General features: G+C 68.1%; 9 protein-coding genes, 1 other RNA gene and 1 pseudogene. 6 read left to right on the plus strand and 5 right to left on the minus strand.

The window, feature by feature from the left end; translation table 11 throughout:
- Nucleotides 1-68 precede the first annotated feature (68 nt).
- From P7L68_RS11165 to P7L68_RS11185, 5 genes are all read right to left on the minus strand, one after another.
- Entirely contained in the window at nucleotides 69-656 is a 588-nt protein-coding gene (locus tag P7L68_RS11165; RefSeq protein ID WP_372005250.1) for a winged helix DNA-binding protein, read from the minus strand.
- 10 nt (nucleotides 657-666) lie between these two features.
- The gene (locus P7L68_RS11170; RefSeq protein WP_372005252.1) at nucleotides 667-4,308 is read right to left on the minus strand and encodes a hydantoinase B/oxoprolinase family protein; all 3,642 of its coding nucleotides are present in this window, start codon (nucleotides 4,306-4,308) and stop codon (nucleotides 667-669) included.
- 74 nt (nucleotides 4,309-4,382) lie between these two features.
- Nucleotides 4,383-5,693, minus strand: coding sequence for a TRAP transporter large permease (locus P7L68_RS11175; protein ID WP_372006820.1), 1,311 nt, complete (start codon nucleotides 5,691-5,693; stop codon nucleotides 4,383-4,385).
- Between the two features lie 19 nt (nucleotides 5,694-5,712).
- A complete protein-coding gene (locus tag P7L68_RS11180) occupies nucleotides 5,713-6,270 on the minus strand; it encodes a TRAP transporter small permease (protein WP_372005255.1) in 558 nt (185 codons plus the stop codon).
- Nucleotides 6,271-6,420: 150 nt separating this feature from the next.
- Nucleotides 6,421-7,401 carry a TRAP transporter substrate-binding protein gene (locus P7L68_RS11185; RefSeq protein WP_372005258.1) on the minus strand — a complete coding sequence of 327 codons (981 nt, stop codon included), beginning with the start codon at nucleotides 7,399-7,401 and terminating at the stop codon, nucleotides 6,421-6,423.
- Nucleotides 7,402-7,783: 382 nt separating this feature from the next.
- Here P7L68_RS11185 and P7L68_RS11190 point away from each other — a divergent pair, with 382 nt between their 5' ends.
- The 6 genes and pseudogenes from P7L68_RS11190 to P7L68_RS11215 all read left to right on the plus strand — a co-directional run.
- Nucleotides 7,784-8,530 carry a TerB family tellurite resistance protein gene (locus P7L68_RS11190; protein ID WP_372005260.1) on the plus strand — a complete coding sequence of 249 codons (747 nt, stop codon included), beginning with the start codon at nucleotides 7,784-7,786 and terminating at the stop codon, nucleotides 8,528-8,530.
- A 127-nt stretch (nucleotides 8,531-8,657) separates the two neighbouring features.
- Nucleotides 8,658-10,526, plus strand: coding sequence for an ABC-F family ATP-binding cassette domain-containing protein (locus P7L68_RS11195; protein WP_372005262.1), 1,869 nt, complete (start codon nucleotides 8,658-8,660; stop codon nucleotides 10,524-10,526).
- On the plus strand, nucleotides 10,523-11,455 hold the full coding sequence (locus P7L68_RS11200) for a DMT family transporter (RefSeq protein WP_372005264.1): 933 nt from the start codon (nucleotides 10,523-10,525) through the stop codon (nucleotides 11,453-11,455). The genes P7L68_RS11195 and P7L68_RS11200 overlap by 4 nt, the downstream gene beginning before the upstream one ends.
- Before the next feature lie 24 nt (nucleotides 11,456-11,479).
- Nucleotides 11,480-12,271 (plus strand): N-acetylmuramoyl-L-alanine amidase, encoded by a 792-nt coding sequence (locus tag P7L68_RS11205; RefSeq protein ID WP_372005267.1) that lies wholly within the window; start codon nucleotides 11,480-11,482, stop codon nucleotides 12,269-12,271.
- Between the two features lie 55 nt (nucleotides 12,272-12,326).
- Nucleotides 12,327-12,761: RNase P RNA component class A (gene rnpB / locus P7L68_RS11210), an RNA gene on the plus strand.
- 575 nt (nucleotides 12,762-13,336) lie between these two features.
- Nucleotides 13,337-13,774: pseudogene (locus P7L68_RS11215) on the plus strand (division/cell wall cluster transcriptional repressor MraZ); the annotation flags it as partial.
- Nucleotides 13,775-13,838 lie beyond the last annotated feature (64 nt).

A 13,838-nucleotide genomic window follows, 5' to 3' on the forward strand; every position in this document is an offset into this window, starting at 1 on the left:
CGTCGGGCCGACCCGATGCAGTTTGCCCGCCGGGACCACCAGCCGATACCGCCGGTGGTCCCGCCCGGTCAGAGTGACGTCGCCGCCCGCGCCGCCTGATCATAGAGGCCCGAGAGGGCGCGCAGCCGCTGGGCCAGATCGCCGATCTCCTGGTTGGAGAGGCCGAGGGAGTGGAGCGAGTCGATCAGGCAGCGCTCGCGGACTTCGCGATAGGTGAGGCAGGCCTGCTCGCCTTCGGGCGTGGTGGCATAGAGCGCCTCCTTGCCCTTGCGGGCGGCGGAGACCAGCCCCGCCTTCTGCAGCTTCTTCAGGCTGTAGGCGACGGTGTGGCTGTCTTCGATGTTCAGCACGAAACAGATATCGGCCAGTTTCTTCAGCCGGGCGCGGTGGTTGACGGTGTGCAGCACCAGCACGTCGAGCTGCCCCAGATCGCGCAGCCCCGCCGCCCCCATGCACCGGGTCATCCAGCGCTGGAAGCCGTGGGCGGCGATGATCAGGCCGAATTCGAACTCCGACAGTTCGGGGCTCTTGTCTGAGACCAGATGGGCGGAGTTCACGATCCCGCGCCCGCCCCCCGGCCGCGATGCGGCAGGGGTGGACGGGTCGGGGAGGGTGGCGGCCCGGGGGGCCGCCTTGCTGGTGCCGGATGTCGTCATGGGGAGGGTCTCATCTGTCCTGGGGCGGCTCACCATAGCCGCCGCCGCCGGGCGTTTCGATCACGAACACGTCACCGGGCGTCATCTCGACCGTGGCGCAGGCCCCGAAGTCTTCGCGGCTGCCATCGGTGCGTTCCACCCAGTTGCGGCCGGGGGCACCGTCGCCACCGCCCGCAAGGCCGAAGGGCGCCACCCGGCGGCGGTTCGAGAGCAGGGAGACGGTCATCTCTTCCTCGAAGCGCAGCCGGCGGCGGGCGCCGTTGCCGCCGTGATGCCGCCCGGCCCCGCCCGAGCCCGCGCGGATCTCGAAGGCTTCCAGCACCACCGGGAAGCGCCATTCCAGCACCTCCGGATCGGTCAGGCGCGAATTGGTCATATGGGTGTGGACCGCATCGGTGCCGTCGTAATCCGGGCCGGCGCCGGAGCCGCCGCAGATGGTTTCGTAATACTGGTGGCGGGCATTGCCGAAGGTGAGGTTGTTCATCGTGCCCTGGGCGGCCGCCTGCACGCCGAGCGCGCCATAGATCGCATCGGTCACGACCTGCGAGGTCTCGACATTGCCGGCCACCACTGCCGCCGGGTAGAGCGGGTTCAGCATCGAGCCTTCGGGGATGCGCAGGCGGATCGGCTCAAGGCAGCCGTCATTCATCGGGATCTTGTCGTCGACCAGGGTGCGGAAGCTGTAGAGCACAGCGGCCCGGCAGACGGCAGAGGGGGCGTTGAAGTTGTTGTCGCGCTGGGCCGAGGTGCCCTCGAAATCGACCACCGCCTCGCGGGCCTCGCGGTCGATGGTGATGGTCACCTTCACCACCGCGCCGTCATCCATCTCGTAGGCGAAGCTGCCGCCGTCGAGCTTGGCGATCGCGCGCCGCACCGCCTCTTCGGCATTCTTGCGGACATGGATGGTATAGGCCTTCACGACGTCCAGCCCGAACTGGCGGACCATGCGCCGGATCTCGGTCACGCCCTTCTCGCAGGCCGCGATCTGGGCCTTGAGATCGGCCATGTTCTGGTCGGGATTGCGCGAGGGATAGCTGCCCGACGACAGCAGGTCGCGCATCTCCGCTTCCAGCAGCCGGCCCTGATCGACCAGGCGGATGCCGTCGATCAGCACGCCTTCCTCGTCGATATGGCGGCTGTCGGCGGGCATGGAGCCCGGGGTCTTGCCGCCGATATCGGCGTGGTGGCCGCGTGAGGCCACGAAGAACAGCGGTTCGTCTCCCGCCGCCGCATCCTCGGCGAAGACCGGGGTGATGACGGTGATGTCGGGCAGATGGGTGCCGCCGTTATAGGGCGCGTTCAGCACGAAGACGTCGCCCGGTTTCATGGCGCTGCCATGCTTGCGGATCACCGCGCGCACGCTTTCGCCCATCGATCCCAGATGTACCGGCATATGCGGGGCATTGGCGACCAGCGCGCCGTCGCTTTCGAAGATCGCGCAGGAGAAGTCCAGCCGTTCCTTGATGTTCACCGAATGGGCGGTGTTCTCAAGCGTGGCGCCCATCTGTTCGGCGATCGACATGAACAGATTGTTGAAGATCTCCAGCATGACCGGATCGGCATCGGTGCCGATCGCGACCCGCTTGGGCCGCGGGATGACGCGGGTCAGGATCAGATGGCCGCGCTCGTTCAGCTCGGCCGCCCAGCCGTGTTCGACCACGGTGGTGGCGGTCGCCTCGATCACGATCGCGGGGCCCTGCACCCGGTCGCCCGGCTGCATGACGTCGCGATCATAGACCGGCGCCTCGTGCCACTCGCCGTCGGAATAGAAGCGGGTGGTGGCCATGGTGCCGAGGATGTGGCCGGCCGGGGCGGCGGGCAGCACGGGATCTTCGGGCTGGTCGGTGGCGCCGATCGCCTCCACCTCGACCGCCTCGACCACCAGCGCCTTGCCGGACATGACGAAGCCGAAGCGCTGGCGATGGGCATCTTCGAAGCGCGCGACGATCTCTGCGGCGCTGCCATGATCGACCGAGATGGTGCTGTCGCTGCCGCGATACTTCACATGCAGCCGGCGTGCGACGGTGATCCGCTCTTCCGGCATCGACTGGCCGGTCAGCTCGGCCGTGGTCTCGGCGGCAAGCTCGGCCAGCAGGGCATCGAGGTCGGCGATGGTCGCGTCCGAAACCTCCTGCTCGACCGCCCGCTCGCGCATCGCCCGGATATCGGCCAGGCCCATGCCATAGGCCGAGAGCACGCCGGCCAGCGGATGCACGAAGACCCGGGTCATGCCCAGCGCATCGGCCACCAGACAGGCATGCTGGCCGCCGGCGCCACCGAAGCAGGCGAGCACATAGGACGAGACGTCATAGCCGCGCTGAACCGAGATCTGCTTGATGGCATTGGCCATGTTGTCGACCGCGATCTTCAGGAAGCCGTCGGCGATCGCCTCGGGCGCCCGGCGCTCGCCGGTCGCGGCCTCGATCCGGTCGGCCAGCGCCTCGAAGGCCAGGCGCACCGCTTCGGCGTCGAGCGGCTGGTCGCCCTCGGGCCCGAAGATCTTCGGGAAGTATTCCGGGCGGACCTTGCCGACCATCACATTGCAGTCGGTGACCGCCAGCGGACCGCCGCGGCGATAGCAGGCGGGGCCGGGATTGGCGCCGGCGCTGTCGGGGCCGACCCGGAAGCGGGCGCCGTCGAAGCCCAGGATCGAGCCGCCGCCGGCGGCCACCGTATGGATGCGCATCATCGGCGCGCGCATGCGCACCCCGGCGACCACGGTGTCGAAGGCGCGTTCATACTCGCCCGCGAAATGCATCACGTCGGTCGAGGTGCCGCCCATGTCGAAGCCGATCAGCTTGTCGAAACCGGCCATGGCGGCGGTGCGCACCGCACCGACCACGCCGCCCGCCGGGCCCGACAGGATGCTGTCCTTGCCCTGGAACAGATCGGCGTCGGTGAGGCCGCCATTGGAGCGCATGAACATCAGCGGCGCGCCGCCCAGCGCGCCCGCCACCTTGTCGACATAGCGGCGCAGGATCGGGGTCAGATAGGCATCGACCACCGTGGTGTCGCCCCGGCCGACCAGCTTCATCAGCGGGCTCGCCTCGTGGCTGACCGAGATCTGGGTGAAGCCGACCTTCGCCGCCAGCGCCTTTAGGGCCAGCTCGTGATCATGCCAGCGATAGCCGTGCATCAGCACGATCGCGACCGCGCGGATGCCGGTCTCGTAAACCTCGCGGAGGGCGGCTTCGGCCGCCGCCTCGTCCAGCGCCTCCAGCACCCGGCCATCGGCGGCGACGCGCTCGTTCACCTCGACCACGCGCTCATAGAGCAGCTCGGGGCGGGTGATTTCACGGGCGAAGATGTCGGGGCGGTTCTGATAGCCGATGCGCAGCGCATCGCGGAAGCCGCGGGTGATGACCAGCGCCGTGCGCTCGCCCTTGCGCTCCAGCAGCGCATTGGTGGCGACGGTGGTGCCCATCTTCACCGCGGCGATCCGCTCGGCCGGGATGGCGGCACCCGCCTCGACTTCCAGGAAGGCGCGGATCGCGGCCAGCGCCGCATCGTCATAGCGCTCGGGGTTCTCGGACAGAAGTTTCATCGTATGCACCGTGCCCCCGGGGGCGCGGGCCACCACGTCGGTGAAGGTGCCGCCGCGATCGATCCAGAACTGCCAGGCGTCGCGGGTGAGGGGAGCGGAAGCGGTCATCGTTGAAACTCGATCCGATGCGCGGGGTGGGTGAGGACGGAAGATCGTGGCCGAAGGCGCGGGAGCCGCGGGCGTCAGCCCACGTCCCGCACCATGCCGCCGGGCAGAAGGGTGACGATTTCAGGCACCAGCGTGATCAGGATCAGCATCACCACCATCACCGCGAACATGGGTGCGGCGACCCGGGCGATGTAGGTGATGCTGCGTCCGGTCATGCCCTGGAGCACGAAGAGGTTGAAGCCGACCGGCGGGGTGATCTGGGCGGTTTCCACCACGATCACGATGAAGACGCCGAACCAGATCAGATCGATGCCGGCCTGGGTGATCATCGGCATGACCACGGCCATGGTCAGCACCACCGCCGAGATGCCGTCGAGGAAACAGCCGAGCACGATGTAGAACAGCGCCAGCGCCACGATCAGCTGGAGAGGCGAGAGGTTGAAGCTCGCGATCAGATCGGCCAGTGCCCGCGGAATGCCGGTGAAGCCCATGGCGAGCGTCAGGAAGGCGGAACCGGCCAGGATCAGCGAGATCATGCACGAGGTGCGCACGGCGCCCATCAGGCTGGCCGAAAAATTGGCCCAGGTCAGATCCCGGCCGATCGCGGCGACGGCGAAGGCGCCGATCACGCCGAAGGCGGCGGCCTCGGTGGCGGTGGCGATGCCGGTATAGATCGAGCCCAGCACGAAGGCGATCAGCCCCACCACCGGCAGCAGTTCGCCGAGCGCCCGGAACTTCTGGCCCCAGCCCGGCGCCTCGTCATCGGCGGGGATCTGGTCGGGGTGGAGCAGCGACCAGACCACGATATAGCCCATGAACAGGCCGGCGAGCACGATGCCGGGCAGGATGCCGGCCATGAACAGCTTGGCGATCGACACTTCGGCCGCGACGCCATAGACGATCAGGATGATCGAGGGCGGGATCAGCAGGCCCAGCGTGCCGCCGCCGGCCAGCGTGCCGATCATCATGTTCTCGGGATAGCCGCGGCGCTTCATCTCGGGCAGCGCCATCCGGCCGACCGTGGCGGTGGTGGCGGCCGACGAGCCGGAAATCGCCGCGAACAGCGCGCAGCCCAGGATGTTGACATGCAGCAGCCGGCCGGGCAGCGGGCGCATCCAGGGGCTCAGGCCCTTGAACAGGTTCTCGGACAGCTTCGTGCGGAACAGGATTTCGCCCATCCACACGAAAAGCGGCAGGGCGGTCAGCGTCCAGCCGGACGAGGCCGTCCAGACATTGATCGCCATCGCCTCGCCGATCGGCCGGGGGCTGAACAGCGCCATGGCGATATAGGCGACGCCCATGAGCGAGAGCCCGACCCAGATGCCGCCGCCGAGCAAGGCGAGCAGGGCCACGAGCAGCACGATCAGCTGATAGGTCTGGTCCATCATCGGTCGAGATCCCGTCTCAGCGATCCGCAGCCGCGTCCAGCCCGGTCTCGCCTTCGGGAACGAAGGGCCGGCCGGTGACGAGCGTCTCGATCAGCGTGTGCAGCAAAGAGAGGGCGAAGAGCGCGCCGCCCACGACCATGACGATCTGCGGGATCCACATCGCCACCGCGACGTCACCCTGCGAAATCTCGCCGATTTCCCACGAGATATAGGCGAGATCCCAGGCCCACCAGGCGAACCAGGCGCCGATCACGGTCGCGACCGTGAGCCCCATCACGTCGAGGATGAGGCGCGCCCGCCCGGGCAGAGCCTGGAGCAGGATGGTGATGCGGATATGGGCGTGGCGCCGGAAGGCGTGGGGCAGGGCCAGGAAGGTGGCTGCCGCCATGGCGTAGCCGGCGAACTGCGCGCCGCCGCGCAAGGGGTAGGCGGCGAGGCGGGCACCCACCTGCGCCAGGATGATGAGCACGATCGCAATCATCGCAATGCCGGCGAGAACGCCTGCGGCATCATAGATCCGGTCGAGCAGTCGCGAGAGGGCCAGCCCGGAATGGGCCGGTCGTGAGAGGGCCATTGGGGCCTCCACCGTCGTCGGGCGTCTGGTCGGGAACGACTGATCAGGGACGGGCCGGCGGGGGGAGACGGCCGTCTTCCGTGGCGGACGCTGCGGAGGCGGGGGCGGGATCGCGCCCCGCACCTCCGTCCGGTCACGCAGGCGGCAGGATCACTTCGCCCGATAATCGGCGATGATCTTCTTGCCGGTGTCGCCGGCACCCGCTTCCCATTCGGCGGTCATCTTCTCGCCGATCGTGGTCATGTCCGAGGCCAGCGCAGCCGAGGGCTTCGAGACGGTCATGCCGTTTTCGGCCAGGGTCTTCAGATAGCCCTGGGCCAGTTCCTCGCTCATCTTCCAGCCCTTGGCCTCGATGTCGGCGGCGGCCCGGGTGACGGCCTCCTGCGTCTTCGGGTCCAGCTTGTCCCAGGCGCGCTTGTTCACGAACACCATGTTCTTGGGCAGCCAGGCCTGCACGTCGTAGAAGTACTTCACCTGCTCCCACACCTGGCTGTCGACGCCGGTGGCGCCCGAGGTGATCATCGCCTCGACCGTGCCGGTGGCCAGCGCCTGCGACAGCTCCGCCGCCTCGATCTGGGTCGGCACCATCTGCAGCAGCTCGGCCAGGCGGGCCATGGTGGCGTTGTAGGTGCGGAACTTCAGGCCCTTCATATCGGCCGCGCTCTCGATCGCCTTGTTGGCGTAGATGCCCTGCGGCGGCCAGGCGATGGCATAGAGGAAGTGCAGGTTCTCCTTGGCCAGACGCTCGGTCAGCGCCGGCTTGGAGGCCTGATAGAGCTTCCAGGCCTGATCGTAATCGGTGGCGAGGAAGGGCACGGCGTCCAGCGCGAAGAGCGGATCTTCATTCGACAGGGCCGAGATCAGCCGCTCGCCGATCGGCGCGGTGCCACGCTGAACCGCGCGCTTGATTTCGTCGCCCTTGAACAGCGAGCCGCCGCCATGGACGGTGATCACCACCTCGCCATTGGTGTCGGCCTTCACCTTCTCGGCGAATTCGCGGCCAAGCTTGGTGTGGAAGTTGCCGTCGGGATAGGCCATCGGCATGTCCCAGGCTTCCGCCGCCTGTGCCGCAGCGCCACCGAAACCCACCATGCCGGCGACCAGCGCCGCACCGATCCACGTCCTGAACATCTCTGCTCGTCTCCCCTCACGCGACCGGCGGCAGCCGGTGCGTCATGTGTTGCCGTAAAACCCCGATCCGTCCGGCTCTGGTGATGCGCGGGGGCACCCGGCCGGTTCGGACCCGACGGCGCCGCCTCCCCGGCAGCTCCCGTCCCGGAAACGATCGCGTCTCAGTGACAAAATGTCAATAAATCGTCGGCAAAATGTCTTATCTTTTTGGGGCGAAACCCTTCGGCGAAACGATCGCCTTGGTGCGCACGGCATGATCATCGGGCGGGCGGCAGGGCGTCCTTGCGCGCGCGGGCCGATTGGTGTTTGCTCCACCCCATGGTGCAGCGCGGCAGCAGGGCCGCGCCGTGGCCGCAGCAGAGGGCGCGGGGGTCCGGCGCAGATGAGTTTCTGGGGCAAGGTCGTCGGTGGGGCGGCGGGTTTCGCCATGGGCGGCCCGATCGGCGCGCTGGTGGGTGCCGTGATGGGGCACGCGGTGGACCGCTACAACGAAGCCGGCGAGGCCACGGCCCTGCCGCTGGATCGCGCCCATCGTGAACAGGCCTTCGCGATCGCGGTGATCGTGCTCGGCGCCAAGATGGCCAAGGCCGACGGCCGGGTCACCCGCGACGAGATCGCCGCCTTCCGCCGCGTCTTCACGGTGCCGGAGCACGAGGTCGGCCGGGTTGCACAGATCTTCGACGAGGCGAAGAAGGATGCCGAGGGCTTCGAGCCCTATGCCCGTCAGATCGCGGCTCTGTTCCACGATCGCCCGGCGGTGCTGGAGGAACTGCTCGACGCCCTGCTGGAGATTGCCCGCGCCGACGGGTCGGTGGGCGAGGCCGAACGCCGTTTCCTGACCGAGGTCGCCCGGCTTTTCGGCCTGGACCGCGCCGTGCTCGACCGGCTGCTGGCCATGCGCGGCATCGAACCCGGCGGCGATGCCGACCCCTATGCCATTCTGGGCATTTCCCGCGACGCGCCCATGGAGGAGGTGAAGGCCGCCTATCGCCGGCTTGCGCGGGAGCACCACCCCGACCGTCTGGTGGCCGAAGGCCTGCCCGAAGAGATGATCCAGATCGCGACCCGCAAGATCGCCGCGATCAACGAGGCCTATGACCGGATCCTGAGGCTGCGCGGGGCGCGCTGAGGCGGCTGCCGGCCATGCATATCCGGCGCTTGCACGACCGGGCGCATCGACGCATCCTGCCGGCCCGGCCAGCACGGCCGTCCTGGCCGCATGTCGTCCCGTCCTTCGTCCGGAAGCCCGTCATCCCATGTCCGCACCGCTCATCTCTCTCACCGGCATCCGCGTCACCCTGGGTGGTGGCGGTGATCTGATCGAGGAGGCGACCATCGCCGTCTCGGCCGGCGACCGGATCGCGCTGGTCGGGCGCAACGGTGCCGGCAAGTCGACCATGCTCCGGATCATGGGCGGGCTGATCGAGCCCGATGGCGGCGAGATCGCCCGGCGGCCGGGCCTGCGCGCCGCCTATATGGCCCAGGACCCGCAGACGCCCGCCGGTACCACCGTGCGCGCCTATATAGAAGAGGGGCTGGCCGAGGCGGGCCAGGCCGACCGGCATTACCGGGTCGACCAGGTGGCGGTGCCGCTGTCGCTGGATCCCGAACGGCAGATGAGCGAGCTGTCGGGCGGCACCCGGCGCCGCGCGGCCCTGGCGCGGGCGCTGGCGATCGAGCCCGAGCTGCTGATGCTGGACGAGCCGACCAACCATATGGACCTGCCGACCATCGAATGGCTGGAAGGCGAGCTGCAGCGCTTCCGCGGCGGGCTGGTCGTCATCAGCCATGACCGCGCCTTCCTGGAGCGGGTGGCGGGGTCGGTCGCCTGGCTCTACCGGCGCCGCCTGACCCGCTATGACCTGGGCTATCAGGCCTTCGAGACCCAGATCGAGGATCTGCGTGCCGAAGAGGATCAGCGTCTGGCCAAGATGGCCGACAGGCTGGCCCGCGAGACGCTGTGGCTGAACGAGGGGCTGACGGCCCGGCGCAAGCGCAACGAGCGCCGCGCCCGCGCCGTGCATGAACTGCGCGCCCAGCTTGCGACCGAGCGCCAGGATATCGAGCGCACCCGCGCCCGCGCCGGCATCGCGGTCGCCACCGCCGATACCAGCGGCCGGCTGGTGATCGAGGCCGAAAACCTGGTCAAGCATTTCGATACGCCCTCGGGGCCGATCACCGTCGCCGACGGGTTTTCGACCCGGATCATGCGCGGCGCCCGGGTGGGCATCATCGGCCGCAACGGCGCCGGCAAGACCACGCTGGTCAAGATGCTGATCGGCGAGCTTCAGCCCGATCAGGGCGAGGTGCGGCTCGGTACCAATCTGGAGATCGCCTATTTCGACCAGCATCGCGCGGCGCTCGACCCCGAGGCGACGCTGTGGGATACGCTGGCCGATGGCGGCGGCGATCAGGTGGTGGTGCGCGGCCAGCCGCGCCATGTCGTGGCCTATCTGCGCGACTTCCTGTTCGACGAGGGGCAGGCCCGGCAGAAGGTCAAGGCCCTGTCGGGTGGTGAGCGCAACCGGCTGCTGCTGGCCAAGCTGTTCCTGAAGCCGTGCAACCTGCTGGTCATGGACGAGCCGACCAACGATCTGGATCTCGATACGCTGGATCTGCTGGAAGACGTGCTCGATCAGTATGACGGTACGGTGCTGCTGATCAGCCATGACCGCGCCTTCCTCGACCGGCTGGCGACTTCGGTGATCGCGGTCGATGGCGATGGCGTGATCACCGAATATGCCGGCGGCTGGAGCGATGCCGATGCCCAGCGTCGCAAGGCGGCCGAGGCGGCGCGCGAAGCCGGACGGGTTGAGGCTGCCGCCCGCAAGGCCGAGGCCAGGCCGCAGGAGAAGCCTCGCGCCCAGGCACCGCAGAAGCTGTCGTTCAAGGAAGCGCGAGAGCTGGATCTGCTGCCGAAGACCATCGAGAAACTGGAAGCCGAGATCGCCCGGCTGGCCGAGAAGATGGCCGATCCCGGGCTTTATGCCCGGGATCCCGCGGCAGCCCAGGCGGCCGCGGCGCGCACCGCCGCGGCGCGGGCAGAGCTGGATGCGGCCGAGGAACGCTGGCTGGAACTGGAAGAGAAGCGCGAGGCCATCGCCGCCGCGAAGGCCCGGCCGTGAGCCGCGCCGCCTCTGCTCCGGCGGCGGCACCGGCCATCACGCCGATGACGCCCGGCCATGTGCTGCTGGCGCTGCTGGTGGTGGCGATCTGGGGCGGCAATTTCGTTGCGGTCAAGATCGCGACCGCGACCGTGCCGCCGCTTTTCCTGGTGGCGCTGCGCTTCGGCGTGCTGTTTCTGATTCTGGCGCCCTTTCTGCCCTGGCCCCGGCGCAGCCAGCTGCCCTTGCTGGCCGGTATCGGTCTTACCCTGGGGGTCGGGCATTTCGGGCTGATGTTCGTGGCGCTGTCGCTGGGCGTCGACGCCTCGACGATGTCGGTTGCGATCCAGATCGAGGTGCCGTTCGCTGCGGTCTGTGCCTGGGCAGTGCTGGGCGAGAAGCTGACGACGCGCCATATTGCGGGTCTGGTGCTGGGCATGATCGGTGTCGTGCTGGTCGCAGGCGACCCCAAGGTGCTCACCCAGCTCGACGGGCTGGCGGTCGGGCTGATGGCCGGCGGGCTCTGGGCCTATTCCAATGTCCAGATCAAGCAGCTGGGTCGGCACGGCGCGCTGTCGCCGCAGATGCTGAACGCCTGGCTCGGCCCGTTCTGTGTCGGGCCGCTGCTGATCCTGTCTTTCCTGTTCGAGGACGGCCAGGGGGATGCGCTGGCCAGCCTGGACTGGGCGACGGTGGTGGCGCTTGCCTACATCCTGGGCGGGGCCTCGCTGATCGCCTACGGCGCCTGGTATTTTCTGCTCGGCCGCTATTCGGTGGGGCAGGTGACGATCTACATGCTGCTGGTGCCGGTCTGCGGCGTGCTGGCCGGCGTGCTGCTGATGGGCGAGACCGTGGGGATGATGGAGATGGCGGGCGGCGTGCTCATCGTCTCGGGCGTCGCCGTGGTCCAGCTTCGTCGTCTGCCGGGGCCGCTCAGGCGGCTGCGCTGATCCCGATCCGGGGGGTTCCGTCCCATGTCTGCCCAAATCGCCGATCGTTTTCCCGAACTCGCCCGCTTCCCGCTGGCCGAACGCCCCTCGCCCAATCACGACGAGCGGCCCGACGGCGCGCGGCCCGACATGGTGGTGCTGCATTATACCGGGATGCCCACGGCCGAGGTCGCGATCGACTGGCTGGCCGATCCGGCATCCCGGGTGAGTGCCCATTGGGTGGTGGAGGAAGACGGCCGCATCACCCGCATGGTGCCGGAAGACCGTCGCGCCTGGCATGCCGGCGTGTCGTGGTGGCGCGGGCGCGAGCGTTTGAACGACGTCTCGATCGGCATCGAAATCGTCAATCCCGGCCATGAATGGGGCTATCGCGACTTTCCCGAACCCCAGATGCAGGCGGTGGAGGCGCTGCTGGGCGGCATTCTGGCCCGGCACGACATCGCGCCGGCCCGGGTGGTCGGGCATTCCGACATCGCGCCGGCCCGCAAATATGATCCGGGGGAGCGGTTCGACTGGTACCGTCTGGCGGCAAAAGGGCTCGCCCTGATGCCGGCCAACCGGCCGGTCCCGGGCGAGTTGGGCCTGACGCTCCGCGAAGGCGACAGCGGCCAGGCGGTGACCGATATCCAGCGGGCGCTGGCGGCCATCGGCTACCGTATCCAGACCGACGGCATCTATGATCTGGTGACCCGGTCTGTGGTCCATGCCTTCCAGTCGCGTTTTCTTGGCCTGGCTGGCGGGGTCTGCGGGCCCGACACCGCCCAGATGATCTTCGCGGTGGAGCAGGTTTTCGCCCGGGATCCGCGGGCAGGCTGATCTGCCGTCGCCGGCCTTGACCCGCCGGGGGCGCTGCTGCATGGTGGCGCCGGGTTCAGACGGCCGGATGGCCGCCCTGCCGGCGCCCTCGGGCGGATGGCGGGGAGGAAAGTCCGGGCTCCACGGAAACACGGTGCCGGGTAACGCCCGGCGGGGGCGACCCCAGGGAAAGTGCCACAGAGAGCAGACCGCCCGGCCGGCGCATATGAAACCTTCGGGTTGCCTGTGCGTGCCGGGCAAGGGTGAAAGGGTGCGGTAAGAGCGCACCGCGCCCCCGGCAACGGGGGCGGCATGGTAAACCCCACCGGGAGCAAGACCGAATAGGAACCGCGTGCCGAACCGAAACCATCGGTTGCGGCAGGGCCTGTTTCCGGCCTGGCGGTTCGGGTTGGTCGCGAGAGGCGTCCGGCGACGGGCGTCCCAGAGGAATGGTCATCCAGCGCCCCTTCGGGGGTGTGGACAGAACCCGGCTTACAGGCCGTCTGAACCCCTCATCCCACCCTCTCCCACATGTGCGCACGCAAGCGCGGACCATCGGCCACCGGTATCGGTCCGGGCAGGGTTGGGACGGCTGAGTCATTTTTGGGAAAACCTGGGACAATCCCCCCTCCGGACGTATGCTCGGAGATGCTGCCACTGTTGCATACTGCAAGGATTCATAAGTTCACCTTTTGTTCACGGATAATCGAACACTGTCCCGTGATTTCAAGGCCCTGCGCCGTGTTGCTGACATATGTGCGCAGCATTTGCCAAGCATCTGTTTCATCGAAGAATTTTCAAGGACTTCCAGCGGAATGTCCGCTTGACCCCCCAAGGTCCATTCGATACCTTCGGCTCAAGGATCCAAAGATTCCCAGCTTTACCCATCTCGGCCCAATCCGTTCCAGGACGGCGGGTGGAAACGGGTGGCGGGGCAGAGGGATCCGCTTCGGAAAGTCCTGGTCCAGATTTCGGGGCCTGGCCTGAAGGATCGCCCCGGTGGCGATCGGACCGGTCAGCCATGGAGGGCAACGCCAGCAGGGCTCCGGTCCCTCCGGAGCAGAGTGGTCTCGAGGAGTTCGCCGGGTGGCGCTGTTCCTGTCGACATTCGAAAAGACGATCGACAAGAAGGCTCGCGTGTCCGTGCCCCCTCAGTTCCGTGCTGCTCTTGGCAACCAGGAGTTCAAGGGTATCGTCGCCTATCCGTCGTTCATCAACCCTGCGGTCGAAGCCTGTGGCTACGATCGTATCCTTCAACTGTCGGAAAGTATCGAGACGTTCGATCCGTTTTCGGAAGAACGTGACGCCTTCGCGACCGCCATCCTCGCCGAATGCCAGCAGCTGCCCTTCGATCCCGAAGGCCGTGTGGTGTTGTCGAAGCGGCTGATGGAGATCGCCGGGCTGGAAGACAAGGTGATTTTCGTGGGCAAGGGCCGTACCTTCGAGCTGTGGCAGCCGGAGCGCTTCGCCGAGCATCAGGCGGCGGCGCGCGAACTGGCGCTGGCCAATCGTGGCCGGCTGCGGCTCGACCCCGCACGTGCGCCCGCGATCGCGCGGCCGGCTCCGGCCGCCGCCCCGGTCGAGCCGT

It is taken from the genome of Tistrella mobilis (genome assembly GCF_041468085.1).
Lineage (GTDB): Bacteria > Pseudomonadota > Alphaproteobacteria > Tistrellales > Tistrellaceae > Tistrella > Tistrella mobilis_A.

What these genes read in the sequence shown, in the direction of transcription:
- P7L68_RS11165 (WP_372005250.1), bottom strand. Translation starts at nt 656, where the DNA reads ATGACGACATCCGGCACCAGCAAGGCGGCCCCCCGGGCCGCCACCCTC.
- P7L68_RS11205 (WP_372005267.1), top strand. Translation starts at nt 11,480, where the DNA reads ATGTCTGCCCAAATCGCCGATCGTTTTCCCGAACTCGCCCGCTTCCCG.
- P7L68_RS11180 (WP_372005255.1), bottom strand. Translation starts at nt 6,270, where the DNA reads ATGGCCCTCTCACGACCGGCCCATTCCGGGCTGGCCCTCTCGCGACTG.
- P7L68_RS11175 (WP_372006820.1), bottom strand. Translation starts at nt 5,693, where the DNA reads ATGGACCAGACCTATCAGCTGATCGTGCTGCTCGTGGCCCTGCTCGCC.
- P7L68_RS11195 (WP_372005262.1), top strand. Translation starts at nt 8,658, where the DNA reads ATGTCCGCACCGCTCATCTCTCTCACCGGCATCCGCGTCACCCTGGGT.
- P7L68_RS11185 (WP_372005258.1), bottom strand. Translation starts at nt 7,401, where the DNA reads ATGTTCAGGACGTGGATCGGTGCGGCGCTGGTCGCCGGCATGGTGGGT.
- P7L68_RS11170 (WP_372005252.1), bottom strand. Translation starts at nt 4,308, where the DNA reads ATGACCGCTTCCGCTCCCCTCACCCGCGACGCCTGGCAGTTCTGGATC.
- P7L68_RS11190 (WP_372005260.1), top strand. Translation starts at nt 7,784, where the DNA reads ATGAGTTTCTGGGGCAAGGTCGTCGGTGGGGCGGCGGGTTTCGCCATG.